This window comes from Planktothrix tepida PCC 9214 (genome assembly GCF_900009145.1).
GTDB classification, from domain to species: domain Bacteria; phylum Cyanobacteriota; class Cyanobacteriia; order Cyanobacteriales; family Microcoleaceae; genus Planktothrix; species Planktothrix tepida.
Genome location: NZ_LN889782.1, coordinates 1373349 through 1397331, shown reverse-complemented (window position 1 = coordinate 1397331; position 23983 = coordinate 1373349). Strand labels below are relative to the sequence as shown.

The following is a 23983-nucleotide window of genomic DNA, read 5'->3' as shown; positions in this document are numbered from 1 at the left end:
ATTTTTCGGAGCATTTTGTATTGTTTATCCAAAGAGTAACTCGTCCAGGGTGATAAATTTTAGCAATAAAAGGGGGTTAATTATTTAAAGCAAATCTTGTCATTTGGGACAAAGTATTAACAAAAGTTAAAGCGATCGCATCTCCTGACAAATTTGTTGAAGCAAATACAAATACCCTGACATTAGCTTGAACAATACTCAAAAGTTGAGAGGTGCGATAACCCATTCTTTCATCCTTTAGCTATTTTAATCAAAACAACCTTTGTTGATATTATACCTATTTATGTTAAAATAATCACAATATTTTTAATTTCAATCAAGACAGAGATGTCGTTTAATGCCGATCTAAAACTGCGGATATTTTCATCAGGAGAAACCATGACAACAGACACAAAAGTTGGTATTGCTGTAATTGGGACAGGATTCGGTAAAAAAGTTCATATTCCTGCCTTTCAAGACCATCCTAAAACCGAAGTTGTAGCCGTTTATCATCGAGATTTAGAAAAAGCAAAAGCGATCGCATCTAGCCATAATATTCCCTATGCTTTTAATAGCATTGATGAGATTTTTGCCTTACCTGAAGTCCAAGGAGTGGCGATTTCAACGCCCCCATTTTTACATTTTGAAATGGCAAAACAAGCCCTCAATGCTGGCAAACATTTATTATTAGAAAAACCGACAACACTTACAGTTCAAGAAGCCAAATATCTCTATCAACTTGCTGAATCTAAAGGCCGTATAACCAGCTTAGATTTTGAATTTCGGTTTATTCCCCCTTGGCAACAGTTTGCCCAACTCTTAACCGAAAATTATGTCGGTCAAAAAAGATTGATCAAAATTGATTGGTTAGTCTCCAGTCGTGCCGATGAAAGCCGTCCTTGGAATTGGTATGCTCAAAAAGACAAAGGAGGCGGTGTATTAGGCGCTATTGGTTCCCATAGTTTTGATTATATTTCCTGGTTATTTGGTTCAATTAAACGCCTCTGTGGGCAACTCAATACTACCATTCCCTTACGTCCTGATCCTGAAGCGGGAGGGGAATTAAAACCCGTTGATGCGGATGATATTTGTACCTTAATTTTAGAACTCAATGATGGCACGCCTTGTCAAGTTTGTTTAAGCTCTGTCACCTATCAAGGACGAGGACATTGGGTAGAAGTTTATGGCAGTGAAGGAACCTTAATTTTAGGAAGTGATAATCAACAAGATTATGTACATGGATTTCGGCTATGGGGAAGCAAGAAAGGTGAAGCTTTAAGCGAAATTTCGATTCCTGAACAATTAGAATTTCCTCAAATTTATCCTGATGGTCGGATTGCGCCTTTAATGCGAGTTATTAATCAATGGATAAGCGGAATTGAACAAGGAAAAAGTTTAGAACCCTCCTTAAAAGAAGGGGTTTATTCTCAATTGCTAATGGATTTAACCCATGAATCCAATGAAACCGGAACTTGGGTTAATGTCCCCCCATTTGAACCCTTTTTAAAGTCTGAATAAAACTGAAAAAACGGCTTATTTTCACTCTTCAATATGATTAGGGGTGGGCATAAGCCATCCTACTACGGGATTATAATCCTCGATTTAACTTTTCATTGAACAGTGATTGTGGTATTATAGATTTGCAACTCCTCAGACAAGAAGTAAATGCTTGTAAGATAGCTGCAAAAAACAACCTGAAAAGCCCTGGTGGCAGTTGTTATAATTTCTATGCCTGCTAGTTTGATCTGAATGAGTTTGCATTAGAAGCAACATCCTCCAAAAGAGTCATCCCTATAGAACAACGCTAACATCACCCAATGAAATCAACCGGGTGCTAACTCTTTTGCGGGTTGAGTATCACCGATTCATAAATTCCACAATGGAGGTTACAATCATGAACACCTTACTCATCAATTTCTTGCTGATTAAACAATTCCTCAATGGTATGGCTAATTCCTACGCGATGATCAGTTTAAGTTATGTGGTTAGCGTATTCCTGATTTTATTTGTTTTTTTTGGTGTTGCTGCTTCTCAGTCCCATCCCGTTTCTGCACCTTCTATTCATTCATCTTCACAGAGTTTTTAAACATCGGGTATAGCCTAGATTGTTTAAGAACAGTTTAAGTTAAGTTTAAATTTTATCCTAACGTCCAGTTCAGCAAAATATCCCTACATTTCCCCTGGTAATTTTTCTTGCGGATTCCTAATAATTTTTAAGTTTATTGAGGCTTTTTAACAATGGGATTGCGCGAGGAAGGATTCTTACTCTAAAATCAAAGTTAAGTCCAGAATAAAACTTTTTCCTGGACTTAACTTAGGTCTACTTAAAGATATGAAACCACAACAGCGATATACATCTGCTGAACTGTCTCGTGCGATTACCATTGAAAGAGCGATTCGTTCTGTAACCGAACTCCGACAAACCGCCATATCCCTAGAAGAAGAATTAGCTGATTTACTACAAAAAACCTCTCCAGCTTGTCGAGAAAGTGCCTATAATTTAGTTCACTATTTAGCCATCCGTCGTCATGATCTGCGGGAATTACAACGGGAATTAATTCGATTAGGATTAAGTTCTTTAGGACGTATGGAAGCCCATGTAATGGCATCTTTAGATGCTGTTTTAGGCACATTATATCGCTTAGATCAACGCCCTATTCCCTCTGATTTAGAACAGGAAGCCCCCATCACCTTTGCGGTCGGGAGTGCCCTATTAGCAGAAAACGCTGTCGCCATATTAGGCCCTAGTCCTAAACAACATAACACCCGCGTCATGGTAACAATTCCCAGTGAAGCCGCCCATGATCCTAAAATTATTTATAATTTATTAGCTCAAGGGATGAATGTGATGCGAATTAATTGCGCCCATGATCATCCTGAAGCTTGGGAAAAAATGATCCTAAATTTACGCGCTGCTCAACGACAACTAGGGAAATCCTGCCGCATTTCCTTTGATTTAGCGGGGCCAAAATTACGCACAGAACAGATTGAACCTGGGCCAGAATTAATCAAATGCAAACCGACGCGCAACGTTTTAGGACAAGTTATTAAACCGGAAAAAATTTATTTTACTTCTCAACCTCATACCTTACCCGATAAAAATAATGTAATTCCGATTCAAGGAAATTTACTAGAACTGGCAAAAGTTGAGGATCAAATTCGCTTGACTGATACCAGGGGAAGCCGTCGATTTTTGAACGTAATCGAAGTCAATAAAACCACTTGTATTTGTGAAAGTAATAAAACAACTTATCTTGTTTCTGATACTAAATTATCTTTGTATCGAGGGAAGAAATTAATCGCCAAAGATACTGTTACTCAAATTTCGCCCCAACCTCAAGCCATTACCTTAGCAGAAGGCGATTCACTCCTGATTATTCAAGGAGAAATTTTAGGAAAATCGGCGGTTTTAGATGAACAGGGAAATCTCATCCAACCAGCTTGTATCGGTTGTAGTTTACCTGAAGTTTTTCGAGATGTAAAAATCGGGGAACGGATCTTTTTTGATGATGGAAAAATAGCAGGTATTATTCGAGAAGTATTTGAAAATCGGTTTCGAGTTGAAATTACATCCGTTGTCAATGGGAAAGATAAACTCAAAAGTGAAAAAGGCATTAATCTTCCCGATACTACGTTAAATCTTCCAGCTTTAACAGAAAAAGATATTCAAGATTTAGAATTTATTGCTCAATTTGGAGATATGGTAGCACTTTCTTTTGTGCAGCAACCTGAAGATATTGAACAATTAATTACAGAATTAAAACGAGCCGGAGGAGAACATTTAGGGATCATTTTAAAAATTGAAAATCAACAAGCTTTTGATCAACTTCCTCGATTGTTATTAACAGCGATGCAACATCCTCCCCTGGCTGTTATGGTCGCACGGGGAGACTTAGGTGTAGAATTAGGATTTGAACGACTTTCAGAAGTTCAAGAAGAGATTTTATGGCTGTGTGAAGCCGCTCATATTCCGGTTATTTGGGCAACTCAGGTGTTAGAATCTTTGGCAAAAGGAGGAATGCCATCTCGTGCAGAAGTAACGGATGCAGCCATGGGAAGTCGGGCAGAATGTGTGATGTTAAATAAAGGCGCTTATATTGATAAAGCATTACAATTTCTCTGTGATGTCTTAGGACGAATGCAAGCCCACCAAGACAAAAAAACCTCAATGTTAAGAAAGTTGAGTATTTCCGATTTATAAAACTTGATCCGAATTGATGGTAAAATAAAAAACTATGTTGATTTTAATAGGAAACAATATCTGATGAATATTCGCATTGGCAATGGGTATGATATTCATAAATTAGTTACCGGACGACCCTTAATTTTAGGCGGGATAAAAATTAGCCATGAATTAGGGTTATTAGGACATAGTGATGCGGATGTTTTAACCCATGCCATTATGGATGCTATGTTAGGCGCTTTAAGTTTAGGAGATATTGGGCATTACTTCCCACCAACGGATGAAAAATGGGCGGGTGCAGATAGTTTAGTATTATTAAAGCAGGTGAATCAACTGATTTTAGAACGGGGTTGGAAAGTCGGGAATATTGATTCTGTAATTGTTGCAGAACGTCCGAAATTAAAACCTCATATTAAAGCCATGTGCTATATGCTGACTACAACATTAAACTTAGATCTTGATCAAATTAGTGTCAAAGCAACCACTAATGAAAAATTAGGCCCCGTTGGTCGTGAGGAAGGCATTGCAGCTTATGCAGTAGCGTTATTAGAAAAAGTAAATTAAAATTCCTGTTCATTTTTATTCGACTGGAATTTCAATGATAAACTCTGAACCTTCTCCCCAAGAAGAAACACAACTGAGTTTACCTCCATGTTTCTCCATAATAATTTGATGACTAATTGATAAACCAATTCCTGTTCCTTTCCCCACAGGTTTTGTTGTGAATAAATGCTCAAATATTTTTTGTTTTACTGATTCTATCATCCCCATACCATTATCTTTAATTCGGATTATTGCCCATTGTTCATCTTGAGAGAGTTCTGTGTGGATACTAATTTTTTGAGGAGAATTGTAATGCTCTCGATAAGCTCGATCTTCCATCGCATCATCTAACGCATCAATAGCATTGGCGACAAGATTAAGAAATACTTGATTTAGTTGTCCAGGATAGCAATTAATCGGAGGTAAATCTCCATAATCTTTAATAATAGTAATTTCAGGTCGCTTAGAATTCCCCTGAAGTCGGTGTTTTAAAATCATCAGGGTACTCTCAATTCCTTCATGCAGATTAAATTCTACTTTCTGATCTGTATCTCTCCTAGAAAATGTGCGTAAAGCAATACTAATTTGTCTAATTCGTTCTGATCCCATTTTTAAAGAAGTTATCACCTGGGGTAAATCTTCAATTAAGTAAGATAAATCAATTTTCTCAATTTTCTCAACAATTTCTAAACAAGGTTGAGGATATTTGTCCTGATAAAGAAGAATTAACTCAATTAAATCTTTAACCGATGTTTCGGCATAACTGAGATTACCTAAAATAAAAGAAATTGGATTATTAATTTCATGACCCACTCCAGCGACTAATTGACCAATACTTGCCATTTTTTCCGCTTGAATCATTTGTAATTGAACATTTTTGAGTTGTTCTAAAGATTGCTCAAGCTGCATGGATCTTTCTCTTTCCCTGGCTTCTGAAGCTTGTAATTCTAAATAAAGACGGGCATTTTCTAAGAAAGTTGCGGCTTGAGTACAATGGGTTGTAATTCGGGCAATTAATTCACTTTTTGTAATAGGTTTCGTTACATAATCATTTGCCCCTGCTTGTAAACCAATGACGAGATCAGAAACTTGATTTTTAGCTGTCAGTAACACAATAGGTAACTCATTCGGTTGCCAAATTTCTCGAACTTTGCGCGTCACTTCATAACCCGTCATTCGAGGCATCATCACATCCAGTAATATTAAATCCGGTTTAAAACCGTTTCTAAGCAAATCCAAGGCTTCATAACCTGAAGCGGCTTCTGTAATTTCATATTGATATAAAGATAAATGATTGACTAAAACTTGACGATTAACAGGTTCATCATCAACTACTAAAATTTTGTAAACTTGTTGTTGATCTTGAATCAAAGTTGATGAATTTTCCTCAATTACCTGTTCTTCATTCTCCGTAAACCTGTCTTCAGAATAGACCGAAACAGCAGAACTCATCACCACAGATGAAGGAAAATGATCTCTTAAATTCAAGATAGAAATACTAGAAGAATGGCTTTCTAAATCCAGACTTATGGGTAAAGTAAAATGAAATTGAGACCCTTCATTAAGTGTTGACTCTACCCAAATTTCTCCGCCCTGTAATTCAATTAATTGCTTGGTAATCGCCAGTCCTAATCCTGTCCCGCCATAAATTCTAGCTGTGGAACCATCCGCTTGTTCAAAGGACTCAAAAATTCGTTCTAATTTATCCTCTGGAATGCCAATTCCAGTATCAGAAACGGTAATTTGTAGCTGTTGTGATGCTGAATTAGAAATAGCCTGAGCGGTAATTTCAATTTTACCACTATCGGTGAATTTTAAAGCATTTCCAATTAAATTATGAAAAATTTGTTGTAGGCGATTTTCATCCGCTATTACCGCAGGTAATAAGGGTGAAATTTTATTGTGAATCTGTAATTTTTTTTGATCAATCAAGGGTTGACTCAGGGTAATCACAACTTCGACAACTTCTCGTAACCCGACGGGTTTGAGTTGAAGTTCCAGGGTTTTATGTTTGAGTTTAGAGAAATCTAAAATATCATTAACTAAATTTGCTAACCTTCTGCCACTGGATACAATCATTCTTAAATTAGATAGGGTAGCCGAGGTTAACTGACCTGTTGTACCATCAATTAACGATTCCGCAATCCCAATAATTCCATTTAAGGGCGTGCGAAGTTCATGGGAGGTATTCGCTAAAAATTCATCCTTAAGTTTATCGGTTCGTTTTAAAGCATTTTGTGCTTGCTTGAGTCTTACTTCTCGCGCCTGAACTTCCCCAGCCATTGTATTAAAGGATGATGCTAATTGCCCTAATTCATCTGAGCGTTTAATATCGAGATTAATATTAAAATCCCCCGTCGCAATTTGTTCCGTTGCAACCATCAGTTGACTTAACGGTTCAGCCACTTGTTGACGCAAAACAAATAATAATATCACAATTTCAAAAATTAGAGAAATTCCTCCTAAAATCAAAACAAAACGAGCATTTTTAAAGGCAACTTCTGCTAAAATAGATTTGGGAAATACTGTAACAAAATACCAATCAGGCGTTTCCAGTTTGGCAACGGCTAAATATTCTTGATCTTGATCATTTTTTACAACAACTTGTCCTGATTCTAAATGTTTGACTAACTCAAAAATTCGGATTAAATGCAAATCTTGAGATTGAGTAATCTCAAATTTTCCCTGCTTATCCTTGATTTCATCCATTTTATCGGGATGGGCAATTAAACGACCATCGGAGCGAAAAATCAGATTATAAGTTCCGGGGAGGCGGTCTTGTAAGGTTCGTTCTAGGAGTTCATTTAAAACAATATCATGACCAATAGTCGCTACCTGTTTACCTGCAATATCAACAGGAGTTCCACAGGAAATCGTCCAATCTCTGGCAATGCGATCATAAGAAAGTCCAGTACAAACTGTCTGACGACTTGGGTTATGTTGGGAGTTGGTAATCCAAAAAGAGTCTTCATTTGGAATATAGAGATCTGATGTTGTATTTTCCGCCCAAGGCACCTCCGGCCAATACATAATTCCTATATTTTCAGGTGTATTAATATAGGTATTTTGAAAGCGACTTCTCCAAGCCATTCCAAAGGAAATAACTAAATCATAAAATATGAGAACGCGACGACGAATTTCGGGAGTAAGTTCAACATTTTTGCCAATATAAACTCCGGCTTGACGGCTGCGATCAAACTTTTCCGGTTGATTGCGAATCACTCCATCATGAGAACGGACAAATCGTTGATCAAATTCTGCTTGAGGGTCATAATCTTCCCATTCTTCTAAACGACGTTTAATTTCCTGTTCTAAGACAGCATGGTTATCTTCTGCTAAGGTGAAAATATTGCTTTCCCGTTGTCCCCGTTCTACAATATATTTATCTAATTGTTTGATAGTTTGAGTTTCTAAAATAGACATTAAATGGAGATAACTGAGGGCGGTTGATCCCAAGATAACAAACGCAATTCTAACCGCCATTTTTATCAGAGTTTCACGGGTAATTGAACTTTTGGATTGAGGAAATAACTTTTTATGAAAACGAACCATATTATTTTTCCTACGGGAGCTACTCAAAGTCTAAAAAATCCGAATTGAGTGGGTAAACAGTCAATACATCCTCATATTTTAGCAAAGGTTTATAACCCTAATTGTCCCCTGAATTCTTTTGTATTTAAAACAACATTAATCCGCGATTGGCGATCGCCTGATCCTCGAAAATGTTATATTATTGATTATAAAGTACACTAATCCTACCAACTTATAGTATTTTTTGATTAAAATCTTAATCAATAACTGAGGAGTTTCACGGGCTATGTTCTATCGTCAGTTGCAGAAATGGATGGACTCTCGATTTTGGATACTCTCTCATAGCTTTTTGTTTTTGTTGCTAGCCAGTCTGAGTTTTAGTCTCCTCCTCCCCGCCTGTAATCGATATACCGTTTCTCCCTCTCCCCTTCCTCCCACAGACGAGATCACGCCTCGACGTCAACCTATTGAACTGAGTTTAGTGTCCTATGCGGTGACTCGCGCCGCCTATGCCGAAATTATTCCTATGTTTAAAGAAAAATGGCATCGGGAACATCACCAGGACGTGAGAATTAGACAAAGTTATGCTGGATCTAGCACCCAAACTCGCGCCGTGATTAATGGATTTCCGGCGGATGTTGTGCATTTAGCCTTAGCCCTCGACACCAACAAAATTCAGGAAGCTGGCTTAATTCAACCGGGTTGGGAACAGGAAGTCCCCAATCAGGGGATTGTCGCCCATTCAGTCGGCGCGATTGTTACCCGGGCAGGAAATCCTAAACACATCCGTACTTGGTCTGATTTGGCAAAACCCGGAGTCTCGGTGATTACGGCTGACCCCAAAACATCAGGAATTGCGCGTTGGAATTTCCTGGCGTTGTGGGGGGCGATTACACAAACCGGGGGGACGGAAACCGAAGCCTTAAATTTTGTGACTCAAGTTTATAGAAATGTCGCTGTATTAGCTAAAGATGCGCGGGAATCAACGGATTTATTTCTACGACAAAATCAAGGAGATGTATTAATTAATTATGAAAATGAAATGATTTTATCGGCTCAAAATGGACTCGCTAAAAATACTTTAGTAATTATTCCTGATGTTAATATTTCTATTGACAATCCCATCGCCATTGTAGATAAATATGTTGATCGCAGAGAAACTCGTGAAGTCGCAGAGGCCTTTGTAAAATTCCTCTTTACTCCTGAAGCACAAAGGGCTTTTACTAAAGTAGGATTTAGACCCTTAGATCCGATTGCCTCTCAAAAATTTCCCCCCATTAAGAAATTATTTAACGCCGAAGATCTAGGCGGATGGAATAATATTCAAGACAAATTTTTTAAAGATAATGGGATTTTTGATCAAATTCAGTTAGAAATTAAAAATACGGGTTCTCGTTAATATTAAAGCTGAAAGCGATATAAAGTATATCACCCTCCGACTCAATTAGTTATAATATTTTATTCTAGGGTGTTGGAAAAACATTACCCCCTACAGTTTTTTTCAAAAATGATTTAAGATTGCTATAGCAATCAGCTAGTTTTTGTAAAATGATTCCATTTAAACCTTATTGGTTCCAAAAGACTGTAATTATTCTATTAGCACTGGTTCTGAGCGCCTGTAGTGCCGTTCAATCCCAAATTCCGTCTCGATTGGTGATTCCCACCCCTAGCGGCCCAGCGACGTTTAATCCGCCCATGAGTCAATCTGCTTATAATGTATTTGGCTATTTATATGACCCGTTAATTCAAGAAGACCCCGTAACCGGAGAATTAATCCCTAAATCTGGGTTAGCGGAATCTTGGGAAATTTCTCAAGATAAACAAAAAATTATTATTACCTTAAAAGATGGGTTGAAGTGGTCAGATGGTGAACCCTTTACAGTTGATGATATTATTTTTACCTATAATGAAATTTATTTAAACGATAAAATTCCAACCAGTTTTAAAGATATTTTACGAGTCGGAAAAAGTCGAACTTTTCCAACGGTTAAAAAATTAGATAATCGTCGGGTTGAATTTGCCGTTGCAGAACCCTTTGCTCCTTTTTTACAATATGTAGCTGGACTAACAATTTTACCGGCTCATATTTTAAAACCCTCAATCAACGAAACTGATGCTCAGGGAAACCCCAAATTTTTAACCACTTGGGGAACTGATACAAACCCCCAAGAAATTGTCGGGAATGGTCAATATCGCATCCAAAGCTATGCTCCCTATCAACGGGTAATTTTACAACGAAATCCTTATTATTGGCGCAAAGATAAACAAGGAAATCCCCAACCCTATATTGAACAAATTGTCTGGCAAATTATTGAAAGTACCGATACTCAATTATTGAATTTTCGTTCAGGTTCTTTAGATAATTTACAGATTCAACCCGAAGCATTTCCCTTATTAAAACCCGAAGAAGAACGGGGAAAATTTACCATTTTTAATGCAGGGCCAGATATGGGGACTGTGTTTATGGCATTTAACTTAAATCAAGGTAAAAATGCCCAAGGTAAACCCTTTGTCGATCCGATTAAATCTAAATGGTTTAATAATCAAGCGTTCCGACAAGCCGTTTATTATGCGATTAATCGGGACGTGATGAAAAATAATCTCTATTTAGGGTTAGGAGAACTGCAATTTTCTCCCATTCCTGTACAAAGTCCCTTTTATTTATCTCCAAAAGAAGGATTAAGAACCTTTCTCTATGATCCTGAACAAGCGAAAAAACTGTTAATTAATGCTGGATTTAAGTATAATAATCAAGGAAAATTAACCGATAGTGAGGGGAATTTGGTTCGCTTTACCCTATTAACCAGTGCGGGTAAAAAAATTCGGGAACAAATGGGAACTCAAATTAACCAAGATCTCGCTAAAATTGGGATTCAAGTTGATTTATTATTTCTCAGCTTTAATACTTTAGTTGAACGTCTTTCAAGTTCCCGAAATTGGGATACTTATCTAGGGGGATTTACTGGAGGAGGAATAGAACCCCATGGAGGTTATAATATTTGGTCAGTGACTGGACGGTTACACACGTTCAATCAAGGGCCACAACCAGGAGAACCTGAAATTAAAGGTTGGCAAGTGTCCGATTGGGAAAAAGAAATTGATGATTTATTTGTGAAAGCGTCCCAAGAATTTGATCCGAAAAAGCGGAAAGAACTTTATGGCAAAGCTCAAAAAATTATTACCGAACAAGTGCCGTTATTATATATGGTTAATCCCCTCTCCTTTGAAGCGATTCGCGATCGCATTCAAGGCATTCAATTCACCCCTTTAGGAGGAGGTTTTTGGAATTTGTATGAACTCAAAATTGCTGAATAATTAGTTTTTAAACCTCAATGAATCCTGAAGCTTTACAACAGTTACTCGAATCCGTTGCATCCGGTCAACTGACCCCAACAGATGCGTTAGATAAAATTAAATACTTTGATTTTGAACCCGTTGGCGATTTTGCTAGGATTGATCACCACCGCAAATTAAGAACCGGATTTCCTGAAGTGATTTGGGGACTCAATAAAACCCCCGAACAAATTATAAAAATTATCGAGGTCATGCGATCTCGAAATCCGGTGGTGATGGCGACTCGCATTGAACCCGATATTTATCAGCAATTAAAAGCACAAATACCAGATTTACGCTATTATGAATCGGCTAAAATTTGTGCCATTCAACCGGATACCATTCCCCAGGTTCATACTAACGGAACAATCACCATTTTAACAGCCGGAACTGCCGATTTACCCGTTGCGGAAGAAGCAGCTATAACCGCCACTTTATGTGGTTTTTCCGTGAAACGGTTATGGGATGTGGGAGTTGCTGGAATTCATCGCTTACTCAGTAGTTGGCCTTTAATTGCCGATGCGGATGTGTTAATTGTGGTGGCTGGAATGGAAGGTGCTTTACCCAGTGTCGTTGCGGGTTTAGCCGATTGTCCGGTGATTGCAGTTCCAACCAGTGTCGGTTATGGTGCCAGTTTTAATGGGTTAGCCCCTCTGTTAACCATGTTAAATTCCTGTGCGGTGGGAGTGGGTGTTGTTAATATTGATAATGGCTTTGGGGCGGGGATTTTAGCGTGTCAAATTTTACGTCTGGGAGAACGATTAAAACAACGAATTCAACCTTAAAAAAAGGTTCAAATTCGTTTTTGTAAAAACAAACGTCGAGGCTGTCCAAATAATACCGAATCCCAACCTGAATCAATTTCTTTTAATCGATAACCTTGTTTGTAATAAAGCTGTCTCGCTGGGCGATTATTTTCCAGCACATGAAGATAAAGATGAGAAAATCCCCAACCTTGGGCGGTTTGTTCACAAATTCTCAGTAACTGTTGGGCAATTCCCTGCTGTCGATAATGGGGATGAACCGCTAAATTAGATAAATAGGGATAGCGAGAGGTTAACGATAATTGCCAAGCATACCGCGATCGCAAACTCATTTCCACCGTTCCTAAAATATATTCCTGATTGAGTCTATAAACCGATGACGAAACCCCGACCGATGATGCAACAGCAACTAAACACAGATAGTGTTCGGAACCCATGACCAGACGATGGCGTAAATCTTCATAAATCCCGAACCGCAAAATCGGATAAACCCAGCCAAAAATCCCCTCACGGGAATGAAAACTCTCGGCTAAAACATCCGTTAAGGCACTGAGATCTGCCAAAGTAGCCGCTCGAATTTGTAACCGAGAATAATCCACAGAACCTCCTACCGGAGGAGGAGTTCCCGGCCCAGTGAGGTTTTCGCATCCGAAAAAGGATGAGTTAGATGGGGAAGAGAAAAACAAATGATTCACCAGTTTAGGGATCGCACAGGAATAATAAAGATCACAAGAATGTATATAAAATCCTTGCACCTATCTCTTCCTGAGAACATCCAACAATTCCGCACCCAGGATGATCAAGGTACAATAAATATTGTGCATCAATATCCTGATTGTGGTTATACCTGCATCGGATAAGTAATCAATGAGTATCTTGATCATCAAAGGTTGGATGCAGATGTCCAACAAGAATCAACAAAGATTGAGAGAGGGTCGGGGTTTCTGGGGTTAACAATTGAACCACAAACGGCATCTGACACTGGAAAACCGATTCAACTGAGAGCAGCGATTCCTTCTAGTCGGATGGGTACAAAAGGGGGCTTGGCTTGTTGATGAGCAGTTGACGGTTAGCTATCCATCCTCAAGACCCAACATCCAACACCTAACACCCTAGAAGCATAAGATTAATAGGGGGCATCCTCAATCACCAAACCACTTGACACGTTCTTAACCCTGATAACCCGGTAGGGGCGGGTTCACCCCAATCTGTTACCCACAAAGAACGCAAGCCCCCTACAGCCCTTGCAGCAGGAGATCGGTGCATGAATTCCCTGAAAAAATCTAAGCCGACTATCTTAGTTGTCGATGATGAACCCGATAACCTAGATCTGCTGTATCGCACTTTTCATCGGGAATACCGTGTATTGCGAGCAGAAGGCGGGCCAACGGCGCTAGACATCTTAGCGTCTCAATCTGACGTGGCTGTGATTATTTCCGATCAACGAATGCCGCAAATGAGCGGGACGGAATTTTTGAGTTTAACGGCGGCTCAATATCCCGATATTATTCGGATTATTCTTACAGGTTACACCGATGTTGAAGATTTAGTTGAAGCGATTAATTCGGGTAAAGTCTTTAAATACGTTACTAAACCTTGGGACGCAGACGAACTCAAAGCGATCGTTAAACAAGCCTTAGAAACCCATACCGTTCTCAAATCCCGCACCGAAGAACTGCGACGTGCGCTACAACAAGAGTCCCTTCTCTATGCTGTTACGAATACCATTCGTTCTGCCCCTAACTACCGGGAAATGCTACAACGGATTGTGGAAACGGTGGGTCAAATGTTTGAAGCTCGTTATTGCCTTTTGCGACCGTTTCAAGATGGGCAAATGGTGGATGAATGGTTTATGTATCAGTCAGGACGGGGAGAACTTTTGGACACCTCGGATCATCAAAAGCCCTCAACGGATCTCTTGCAATTATTAGTGTGGGAAACGACTGATGTGGAAGTTATCCAAGAAGCAGAAACCGATGAACGGGTCGTCTCGGTGATCGAACGTCAACAAGCTTACAGTCAAACTCAAATTCGCTCTAGTTTAGTCGTCCCCCTATTTTACAAACTGGACTTAATGGCTGTTTTAGGGTTGCATCACTGCCAAGAACCTCATATTTGGCAGGATCATGAAGTGCAGTTAGTGATTACCGTCGCAGATCAAGCCGCGTTAGCATTATCTCAAGCTCGCGCCTATGAACAAGTCCGAGAACTGGCTAAACGAGAAGCGTTAGTCAATACGATTACATCCGCCATTCGGTCTAGTCTTGATCCCCGCACGATTTTTGCCGCCATTACCCAACAATTGGGAGAAGCGTTACAAGTTGATGGCTGTGCCTTATCGTTGTGGACAAGAGATGATGAATATGTTCAGTGTGTGGGATTGTATGATGCGGCTCGACAAGCTTCTTTAGTGAGCGAAGAATGGTCGTCTGAGTCTCCTATGGCTACTGTCGATGCTGACCTTCACCCCCAGCAACCTTTGGAAATGTTGCCGCAGTCTTTAGTTCCCATTCGGGGAAATCCGGTCTTACAACAACTATTACGCACCCGACAACCGGTTGTGATTCAAGACTTAGATTTACAGCCGGAATCTCATATTGCTGAATTACCTCTGCGTTCGGCTTCTAAAGCTTTAATGGTGATGCCTTTACTCTCGGATGGTCAGATTATTGGCAGTATTTCCCTACGACAAAATAATCGTACCCGCAAATGGCATGATTCAGAAATTAATTTAGTGGAAGTGGTGGCGGTACAAGCGGCTTTAGCGGTGCAACAAGCCCGTTTATATCAAAAAACTCGACAACAAGCGGAACGATTGTTAGAAGCTGATCGGATTAAAACGGAATTTTTTCAAAATATTTCCCATGAGTTTCGGACTCCCTTAACGTTAATGATTGGGCCGTTAGAATCTGCGATTAATCAACAGCAAGATTTACCCCAAGAACAAGCTAAAATTGCCCTGAGAAATTCTCGACGTTTGTTACGGTTAGTCAATCAATTATTAGATTTACAACGGTTTGATGCCGGACGAATGCAGCCGAGTTTCCGTCCCTGTGATTTGATTGCCTTTTGTCATAGTACCGTTGAGTCGTTTCAACCTTATTGTCAGAAGAAAGAAATCTACTTAAAAACGGATTTACACTCCTGTCCGTTGTTATATTTAGATTTAGAACGATTTGATAAAGTTCTCTATAATTTACTCTCGAATGCCATGAAGTTTACCCCCGGCGGAGGCACGATTACGTTGAGGGTTGAACCTTTGGGGGATCATTGTCGTCTGCAAGTTCAAGACACTGGAATTGGAATTAAACCGGAACAAATTCCCTATTTATTTGAACGATTTCGTCAAGCGGAAGGCTCGGCGAATCGTTCCTATGAAGGATCGGGTTTAGGATTAGCTTTAGTGAAAGAATTAGTGGAACTTCACAAAGGACAAATTTCTGTGGAGTCGGTTTATGGAAAAGGCACAACTTTTACCGTTTGGTTACCATTAGGAACCTCCCATTTACCCGGAGAACAAGTATTAGAAATTCCGGCGGAATTAAATTCAAGTCGCGCCTCGGTGGAATTTGCAGATATTGATGTTGATATTAGTGATGAAGACAATACTGATGGGTCAGAAACTCCTGAAGAAATAATAGCTTTAGGGGACAATAGCACCTCCACAAATTTAGTTTTAGTCGTGGATGATAACCCAGATTTACGGCGCTATGTCTCAAAAATTCTCCGCCAGTCGGGATACAATGTTGTTGTGGCTTGTAATGGTCATGAAGGGTTTGAAATGGCTCAAAAATATCATCCAGAAGTGATTATTACTGATTTAATGATGCCGTTAGTATCGGGGTTGGATTTAATTCGCTTAATTCGAGAAAACGCTGAATTGAAGGGGACTCCGATGATTTTATTAACGGCTAAAGCCGATGAAGATACCCGCTTAGAAGGCGTTGAACGGGGGGCTGATGCCTACCTATCCAAACCCTTTAATGATCGAGAATTGTTAGCAGAAGTGAAGAATTTACAATCGTTAAAAGAGAATGAACGGCGAGTTGCTGAGTTAAATCGGTATTTAACGGAGTCTGTTTTGAAACGCTTTTTACCGGAAACCATGGTGAAAAAAGCGGCAACGGGCCAATTAGCCTTGGATTTGAGTCCCGAACCTCGATTAATTACTATTCTATTTAGTGATATTGTCGGATTTACCCAAATGTCAAATCAGTTACAATCTCAAGGCATTGCGGTGGTTTTGAATGAGTATTTAGCTGAAATGACACGGGTAATTTTTGCCAATGGCGGTACAGTGGATAAGTTTGTTGGGGATGCGGTCATGGCACTCTATGGCGCCCCGGAGGAGTTACCCCCCGAAAAACAGGTTGAACAGGCGGTGAATTCGGCACGACAGATGTTACAATCCCTTGATAAACTCAATCAACGCTGGCGAGAACAGGGTATTTTCGGTGAAAATGGCGTTGAAGCCGTGCGTTTTCGCTGTGGAATTCATATCGGGACAGCCGTTGTTGGGATGTTCGGATCTCCAGAACGTTCTGATTATACCGCTATTGGCCCTGCGGTGAATATGGCTGCAAGATTACAGGAAGTTGCCCATCCCAATAGTATTTTAGTGTCTAAAGAGGTGGCTGATTATCTCCCTTCCCAGGATATTCTTATCGAAGAATTCCATAAGTTAAAAGGCATTGGCGACAAAGTATTAACGGTTATGATTACTCCCCAAATCTAGGGCTTTCTTACGTTATTAAAAGTTGGAATTCAAGTGATGGTTAGTATTGAAAAGGATGAAAGCAGAGAAGAGCGCATTACCTACGAAATCATTGTGGATGCTTACGATGAACAAGAAGTTGCCATGGGTTGGTACTACTACCTCAATGATAATATAAATTTTCCGTTTGCTGGGAAATGGAGCAGAAAAGTTAGGAAAACGGGAAAAATTCAAGAGAAAGAAGTTAAGGTGTTAGGAATGGCATCAGAAGATGAATGTTTAAGTGATATGTATGTAGAAGTTGTTGATGTGGGTAACAATGAAGATAATGTTCATACCGTCCGACTGTCAGATATAGAAGCCATAGACCCCGATGAAAAAAATCAACAAGCTTTGGGAGATTGGCAATATTGGATAGAGCAAGGTTATCACTTTTAAGTTAATTCTTGTCCTCCCTGTTCCCAGTTCCCTGCTATAGATTAATTTTATGAAACCATCAGAACGACTCTTTTTTATTGCCTTACTTCCTCCGCAAGAAATTCAAAATCAAATTACAGAAATTAAACACTATTTTGCCCAAACCTATAATAGCCACCATGCGTTAAAATCCCCACCTCATATAACCTTACAACCTCCGTTTAAATGGTTAATAGAAGACCTACAAACTTTAGAACAACGGTTAAGTGAATTTGCGCTCAAACAGTCTTCGATTTCGATCACCTTATCGGGGTTTAATGCCTTTCCACCCCGTGTTATTTATGTGGATGTAATTAAAACCCCTGAATTAATCAAGATTCATCAACAGTTAATGGATGACTTAGAACAACAGCTTAATATTGTTCATGAAGTCTCGAAAAAACGTTTGTTTTCTCCCCATGTCACCGTAGCATTTAAAGATTTAACTCGAACAGCATTTAAAACCGCATGGCTAGAATTTGCCCAACGTTCGATTTATTTTGACTTTACCATCTCTGAGTTAACTTTATTAATTCATAACGGACAAAACTGGAATATCAAAGCACAGTTTCCTTTCTTAAATATTGCTTTTCCTCAATAGTTAATTAGGACTCACTTTAAGAGCGCAACTCTTGAACGGTTTTTAGACTTAATCCTGTGACTTGAGCGATCGCTTCATCACTCAGTCGATCCAGTAGGTTTCGAGCAATGTCACGCTTTTCCTCCTCGCGTCCCTCCTCGCGTCCCTCCTCGCGTCCCTGTTCACGTCCCAGGGTGATCGCTCCTTGCTGATCATAAATAAACATTTCCCGACGTTCTAAATCTTCTAACTCCTCAGCCGTTAAGTCGGCTTGATTAGCAATTTCAAAAGCTCGGTGTAGTTCAGGAATATCCTCCATATTTTCAGGAATAGATGTCAGCGATCGCGCAAATTTGATAAAGTAAATCCATTTATCGGTAATGGTTTCAAGCTGGTCGAGTTCTTTGGTAAACTTAGGTAACTCAACGAATAATAACTCAATATCATTATCATGATAGTACCAACCTTCAGATTTTTCTCGATAAACAAAACGAGAAATCATTTGCTCCTGATCTGGGAACATTTCAAAATCAGTAATTGTTAAAGCAATAACGGGTTTAAGCATTCGATACCCTTCTCCAGCTTGCAATTGAAAAGAATAGGTTTTCGCCGCATTAAACAAAACCCTTTTGCCAAAAGATTGCACGTTTAAAACCTGCATTTCAATAAGGACAAGTGTGCCGTTATTCAGTTTGGCTTTAACATCGAGATAGGTATCTTTAAAACCGGCGATTTTAGGCGGTAAGTTCGGATTGATAATTTCTAAGTCTTCAATGGTAGAATTACCTTCATAAACCAAGGCATTGAGAAAGCTAATCAAAATGTCTTTGCTTTCGGTAGAACCAAATATTTTTTTAAAAGCGTAGTCCGTTTTGGGGTTGATAAATCTCATGATTTTTGTCAAATCTGTTTGCTATAGATTCTATCAATTCAGAAGGTAACTGACGAACTTGACAAACGCCGCCTGGAATGAGACAATTTTGTTAGGGCTGACATGGGGGTACGCTTGATTTAATATTCAACATAAAAACATCAACCCTTAACCCCAATCAAAGCTTTCCTTCAGCCAAGTTAAAATTTCAGCATTCACCCGTTCCGGGCATTCATCATGAGGGCAATGTCCAGCATTTTCCAACTCAACTAATTTTAAATTCGAGTGATATTGTAAATATTGACGAGGGTTGGCAAATTGAATGGGAATTAATCGATCTTGTAAACCCCAAAGCAACAAAATAGGCGCATTTAATTGAGGGAATAAAGTTTTAACCGCAGGCCCTAAGCGAGGGCTGCCCATTGTTTTAAAAACAGAACAAAACGCCCGTGCTGCACCCCGTTCCAGGGCAGGAGTTACTAAAATTTCAACCAATTCATCAGTAATCGCATTGGGATTCTCATAAGCTAATTTTACCCAACGACGAATAAAACTCGGACGACGGGCAAGAGAAAAGAATAATCTTAAAACTGGAGGAGAAGCCACAATATTTTGTACCGTTTCCACCACAGGAATTGCCCAGGGCGGTAACATTTCTAACTGTAATCCAGGGTCAGGAAGACTAATTAAAACTAATCCTTTTGCTAATTCAGGATATTGAGAAGCCACCATTAAACTAATCAAAGAACCGATGGAATTTCCCACTAAAATCACAGGTTCTCCAATAAACGTTTGCCAAAAATCATAAACTTGCTCAACCCATAACTGAGCCGTGTAGGGAGCGATCGCTTTTTCAGAGCCTCCAAACCCTAATAAATCTAAAGCATAAACCGTATTGCTTTGACTCAATTCCGTTAAATTGTATCGCCAATGTCCAATAGAGGCCCCAAACCCATGTAAAAAAATCATCGGGTAACGGGGAATGGAGGAAGGGGACAAACGAGGGCGATTATAAGCATAGCGAATGCGCCAACCTCGCCAAATCCAGTTTCGTTGACACCCAACTTGGTTTTGCCAGCTTGTGGAAGTAACCAAATGTCCTCCGATCAAAATATAACTTTACAATTTCTAATCTTAACGTTTCTGGAATTTAGGTTAAATTAAGGACAAAATATCGATGGGAGTGAGTACAATAAGAAATTGTAGATCTATCTCACCATCCTATAAATCGCTTGCAAACTTCTTTAATGCCTGTGACCGATAAAAAAATCAATCGCAATTTGCCTCCAATCAATGAAAATATCCGGTTTCCCAAAATCCGGGTCATCGATGCAGATGGCTCTCAACTGGGGATTATCACACCGCGTGAAGCCTTGCGGGTAGCGGAGGAAAAAGAACTCGACTTGGTATTAGTCAGCGACAAAGCCGACCCCCCCGTCTGTCGCATTATGGACTATGGCAAGTATAAGTACGAACAGGAAAAGAAAGTTCGAGAAGCCAAGAAAAAACAACACACCATTGACGTTAAGGAAGTCAAGATGCGCTACATTATTGACGATCACGATTACAAAGTGCGCGTCAATCAAGCCAAACGCTTCCTGCAATCAGGAGATAAAGTCAAAGCCACAATTATGTTCCGGGGTCGAGAAATTCAACACAGTCACCTCGCTAAAGAACTCCTCGACCGTATGGCTGTTGATTTACAAGAATTGGCTGAGGTGCAACAAGAACCCAAACAAGAAGGACGCAGCATGATGATGTTGCTCTCGCCTAAAAAGTAAACGTGATTGTGTTGGCCGTTGACGGTTAACCGCCAATGGTCAACGGTCAACAATTAACGCTCAATCATCAAGGGTCAACTCACACCCGATAGTCGCAACAAATCGGTTAAACTCTAATTTTAGACTTCCGATAATCACACAAAGGGGTTTGGGCATCGCATGGACAAGCCAGTGAGTAGTTCCGCTCTGGTGGGACAAGGGGTGCTGCGGGGACTGAATCTCCGTCAGGAAGAAGTAGAAAGAACCCTACTGATGTTTTTAGTGTATACCTTGGCATCAGTCGGGTTAATTTGGTTAGAACTCAGTACCGTAGGTTTATTTCTGGATGAATACGGTGCCGATAAATTGCCTTGGATCTATATCGCCAGTGCGGGAATGGGTTCAGGGCTAGGCTTTATCTATTCGTCGCTACAAAAAGTATTTCCCCTGCGTCGGGCAATTGTGATTATCTTTGTGATGATGGCAATTCCTTTGTTTTTATTTCGTTGGGGAATTGGATTATCCGAGGTTAAAATATTAGGGTTAAGCGTTCAATTTATTACCCTATTTTTAATGTGGTTATGGGTGGAAGCGTCTTATGTTCTCAACGACTTAAATAATTCCATCACCGCTAACCAACTGTTTAATATTCGAGAAATTAAACGCACCTATCCGATTATTAGTAGCGGATTTTTAGTGGCTGGGGTGATTAGTGGATTTTCCCTGCCCGTGCTATTAAGAGTCGTTGGATTGAATAATGTTACCTTGGTTTCCGGTGTGATGGTACTCCTAGCCGCCGGAATTTTATTTTATCTGTCTCAACGCTATGGTCAATCGTTCCCTGATTCCACACGCTGGACACCGGACGACGAAGAACAAGAATTTAGCACTCGCAACCTCAAAGGCCCCGTATTAGGGTATGTGATTCCTTTAGTCTCCTTTTTTGTTCTGGCAGAAGCGTTATATGTTTTAGTGGATTTCCAATTTTTTAGTCAGTTGGAATTTCAAAATGATACAACCGGAGCCAGTGGCATTGTTAGCTTCCTGGGAATTTTTGAAGGGATTTTAAGTGTTTCTCAAGTCTTAACTCAATGGTTCGGTTCTAGCCGTTTGGTCGAACGCACGGGGGTATTTGTCACGGCAATTGTTTTACCCGTTGGGGTGATTATTTTAGGAACATTTTCCTTCATTGGTGGGATCACTGGACTATTTTCTGTGTTTGTAGGATTTGTGATCCTGCGGTTTTTAGATGAACTATTCCATTACACCTTAATTGAAACCACCGGAGCCGTTTTATTTCAACCCCTACCGGATCACGTTCGCAGCGATATTCAATCCATGGTGAACGGGGTATTTGAACCCATGTCAACGGGGGTGACGGGGGTACTGATTTTAATCACCCTTTGGCTCACCAGTATCATTTTACCCAACTCTAGCGAAACCCAGTTACACAGTGAACAGGGATTAGTGTTCGTGGGTTTGATCATCCTAATGGCTTTGGTTTGGTTGTTTGTCGTTTGGTTGATTCGAGCCCAATATGTCAGTTTACTGGTTCGCAGTGCGGAACGGGGACGGCTGAGTGTCTCAGACATCGATATGCCCCAACTCAAGCGCAATGTCGTTGAAACCTTGAAAAAACCTGGAGAAGACGCGGATAAACGATCTTGTATTGAACTCCTGAGCCAACTGGATGCGAAAAACGTTGGGGAAACTTTGGTTCCCCTCCTGGGTAGCCTTTCCCCTAGCCTCCAGCGTCAGAGCTTGGAAATTATGCTCAATCATCCAAATCCGGCCTATTTGGAAGATATTCGAGCCTTTACCCAAAGCAATCTTCCCCCAGAGGTTCTCGCTCTGGCGTTACGATATCTGTGGTTAACGGAAACTAGCCCCGATATTGAACAGTTGCGTCCCTATCTCCAAAATAAAGTTGATCCGGTTGTTCGGGGAACCGCCGCCGCCTTAATTTTACGTCGAGGCGATCGCGAACAAAAAGCCGCCGCTACCAATACCATCCGGCGCATGATCACTTCTAGCCTTGAACGGGAACGGGTGATGGGGGTTCGTGCCCTGGGAGAAGCGGATTATTTACAAGGACTCCGCCTCTATCTCAATGATTTATTACAGGATGAATCTTTGCGGGTGCGTTGTGCGTTGTTGGATGTTATTGCTTCAACCCATTTAGAAGAATACTATCCCTCGTTAATGAAGGCACTGTCCTATCGTTCTACACGGGATACGGCCTTACAAGCTCTCGTAAGATTGGGGAATGAAGCAATTCCTCTATTAATGCAGCAAGCCAGTGATATCTATAAACCGGATTTAGTGCGGTTACAGGCTTGGACAGCTTTGGGTGAAATTGCCACCACAGAAGCCCTTGATACCTTGATCAGTGAGTTGATGATTTCCTGGGGAACCACCCGGCGCAATATCTTGAAAATTTTACTTAAAATTCCTCAAGATGCTGGAATTGAAGGGGTGTTAGATCGGGTGGGACGAACGGGGGTAGAAGTTTTAATTGAGCAGGAGTTAATGTTTATTGGTCAAATTTATGCCGCTTTGCTGGATTTGTCCTTAGAAAAACCGGTGCTGTCGGACTCAGAAGATTCCGATACGTTTGATCCGTTTGATCCGGGTGTCCCCAATCTGCAATCTCCTCAACAGTTGTTAAAACGAGCTTTAGAAGGATTAGAAGTTGATGCGGTGGATCGCTGCTTTTTGCTGATGAAGTTTTTGTATCCTCATAGCTCTATTCAAGCGGCTTCTTTTAATATTCAGTCTAATTCTTCTTCTAATGTGGCGCGGGGTTTAGAAATCCTGGATAATGTCGTTGATATTGTTCATAAGCGCGCTTTAATTAGCGTTCTGGATCAGCACTCTAAATTCGAGAAATTGGAGAATTTATCGGATTTGGTCAGTTATCAACCGCTCAAACCTAGCGATCGCCTCCGCCGTTTATTAGAATACCGTCATTTTCTATCGGACTGGGCCTTAGCTTGTTGTTTCCATCTGGCTAGAAGCGCTCGCTGGAGCTTAACGGCGGAACAAACTTTGATGTCCTTGCGCCATCCCACCGGGTTTGTCCGAGAAGCGGTCTTAGCATATCTAAAGATTGCCTCTCAACGGGCTTTGATAGAATTATTGCCAATGCTACAAAACGATCCCGATCGTTTAGTCGCAGCCCAAGTTGAGGAATTTATGGTGCAGCTTGGAGTGAAGTAGTGATAAGAATTATGGAGTGCAGAGTACAGACTACAGAAGTTAAGATTTCC

Annotated in this window: 18 protein-coding genes; 13 read left to right on the top strand and 5 right to left on the bottom strand. The window is 40.2% G+C overall.

Going from position 1 to position 23983, the window contains the following annotated elements; all coding sequences use genetic code 11:
- Positions 1 to 76: 76 nt before the first annotated feature.
- A complete protein-coding gene (locus PL9214_RS31170) occupies positions 77 to 226 on the bottom strand; it encodes a hypothetical protein (RefSeq protein ID WP_186440315.1) in 150 nt (49 codons plus the stop codon).
- 152 nt (positions 227 to 378) lie between these two features.
- On the opposite strand from PL9214_RS31170, the gene PL9214_RS09105 reads away from it, so the two are divergent.
- From PL9214_RS09105 to ispF, 4 genes are all read left to right on the top strand, one after another.
- Entirely contained in the window at positions 379 to 1497 is a 1119-nt protein-coding gene (locus tag PL9214_RS09105; RefSeq protein WP_072718426.1) for a Gfo/Idh/MocA family protein, read from the top strand.
- Positions 1498 to 1873: 376 nt separating this feature from the next.
- Positions 1874 to 2065: a hypothetical protein gene (locus tag PL9214_RS09100; RefSeq protein ID WP_072718425.1), complete on the top strand. Its 192-nt coding sequence runs from the start codon at positions 1874 to 1876 to the stop codon at positions 2063 to 2065.
- Positions 2066 to 2311: 246 nt separating this feature from the next.
- The gene (locus PL9214_RS09095) at positions 2312 to 4180 is read left to right on the top strand and encodes a pyruvate kinase (RefSeq protein WP_072718424.1); all 1869 of its coding nucleotides are present in this window, start codon (positions 2312 to 2314) and stop codon (positions 4178 to 4180) included.
- Positions 4181 to 4243: 63 nt separating this feature from the next.
- The gene (ispF, locus tag PL9214_RS09090) at positions 4244 to 4726 is read left to right on the top strand and encodes a 2-C-methyl-D-erythritol 2,4-cyclodiphosphate synthase (protein WP_072718423.1); all 483 of its coding nucleotides are present in this window, start codon (positions 4244 to 4246) and stop codon (positions 4724 to 4726) included.
- A 15-nt stretch (positions 4727 to 4741) separates the two neighbouring features.
- On the opposite strand, the gene PL9214_RS09085 is transcribed toward ispF, so the two are convergent.
- Positions 4742 to 8257 carry an ATP-binding protein gene (locus PL9214_RS09085; RefSeq protein ID WP_072718422.1) on the bottom strand — a complete coding sequence of 1172 codons (3516 nt, stop codon included), beginning with the start codon at positions 8255 to 8257 and terminating at the stop codon, positions 4742 to 4744.
- Positions 8258 to 8522: 265 nt separating this feature from the next.
- Here PL9214_RS09085 and PL9214_RS09080 point away from each other — a divergent pair, with 265 nt between their 5' ends.
- From PL9214_RS09080 to larB, 3 genes are all read left to right on the top strand, one after another.
- Positions 8523 to 9635, top strand: coding sequence for a sulfate ABC transporter substrate-binding protein (locus PL9214_RS09080; protein WP_072718421.1), 1113 nt, complete (start codon positions 8523 to 8525; stop codon positions 9633 to 9635).
- A 149-nt stretch (positions 9636 to 9784) separates the two neighbouring features.
- Positions 9785 to 11551, top strand: a complete 1767-nt coding sequence (locus tag PL9214_RS09075; protein WP_072718420.1) for an ABC transporter substrate-binding protein — start codon at positions 9785 to 9787, stop codon at positions 11549 to 11551.
- A 17-nt stretch (positions 11552 to 11568) separates the two neighbouring features.
- Positions 11569 to 12354, top strand: coding sequence for a nickel pincer cofactor biosynthesis protein LarB (larB, locus tag PL9214_RS09070; RefSeq protein WP_072718419.1), 786 nt, complete (start codon positions 11569 to 11571; stop codon positions 12352 to 12354).
- Positions 12355 to 12362: 8 nt separating this feature from the next.
- On the opposite strand, the gene PL9214_RS09065 is transcribed toward larB, so the two are convergent.
- On the bottom strand, positions 12363 to 13028 hold the full coding sequence (locus PL9214_RS09065) for a GNAT family N-acetyltransferase (protein ID WP_245824203.1): 666 nt from the start codon (positions 13026 to 13028) through the stop codon (positions 12363 to 12365).
- 39 nt (positions 13029 to 13067) lie between these two features.
- Between PL9214_RS09065 and PL9214_RS32675 the strand changes: the two genes are divergently transcribed.
- The 4 genes from PL9214_RS32675 to PL9214_RS09050 all read left to right on the top strand — a co-directional run bounded on the left by PL9214_RS32675 (position 13068) and on the right by PL9214_RS09050 (position 18104).
- A complete protein-coding gene (locus PL9214_RS32675; protein ID WP_281250309.1) occupies positions 13068 to 13193 on the top strand; it encodes a hypothetical protein in 126 nt (41 codons plus the stop codon).
- Positions 13194 to 13597: 404 nt separating this feature from the next.
- The gene (locus PL9214_RS09060) at positions 13598 to 17068 is read left to right on the top strand and encodes a response regulator (RefSeq protein WP_072718418.1); all 3471 of its coding nucleotides are present in this window, start codon (positions 13598 to 13600) and stop codon (positions 17066 to 17068) included.
- Between the two features lie 36 nt (positions 17069 to 17104).
- A complete protein-coding gene (locus PL9214_RS09055) occupies positions 17105 to 17485 on the top strand; it encodes a calcium-binding protein (RefSeq protein WP_072718417.1) in 381 nt (126 codons plus the stop codon).
- 49 nt (positions 17486 to 17534) lie between these two features.
- Positions 17535 to 18104: a 2'-5' RNA ligase family protein gene (locus PL9214_RS09050; RefSeq protein WP_072718416.1), complete on the top strand. Its 570-nt coding sequence runs from the start codon at positions 17535 to 17537 to the stop codon at positions 18102 to 18104.
- Positions 18105 to 18120: 16 nt separating this feature from the next.
- Here PL9214_RS09050 and PL9214_RS09045 read toward each other — a convergent pair whose 3' ends face one another.
- Both PL9214_RS09045 and PL9214_RS09040 read right to left on the bottom strand, forming a co-directional pair.
- Positions 18121 to 18975, bottom strand: a complete 855-nt coding sequence (locus tag PL9214_RS09045; protein ID WP_072718415.1) for an Rpn family recombination-promoting nuclease/putative transposase — start codon at positions 18973 to 18975, stop codon at positions 18121 to 18123.
- A 147-nt stretch (positions 18976 to 19122) separates the two neighbouring features.
- A complete protein-coding gene (locus tag PL9214_RS09040; protein WP_072718414.1) occupies positions 19123 to 20049 on the bottom strand; it encodes an alpha/beta fold hydrolase in 927 nt (308 codons plus the stop codon).
- A gap of 152 nt (positions 20050 to 20201) precedes the next feature.
- On the opposite strand from PL9214_RS09040, the gene infC reads away from it, so the two are divergent.
- Positions 20202 to 20735 carry a translation initiation factor IF-3 gene (gene infC / locus PL9214_RS09035; RefSeq protein ID WP_072718413.1) on the top strand — a complete coding sequence of 178 codons (534 nt, stop codon included), beginning with the start codon at positions 20202 to 20204 and terminating at the stop codon, positions 20733 to 20735.
- Positions 20736 to 20894: 159 nt separating this feature from the next.
- The gene (locus PL9214_RS09030; RefSeq protein WP_072718412.1) at positions 20895 to 23933 is read left to right on the top strand and encodes an MFS transporter; all 3039 of its coding nucleotides are present in this window, start codon (positions 20895 to 20897) and stop codon (positions 23931 to 23933) included.
- Positions 23934 to 23983 lie beyond the last annotated feature (50 nt).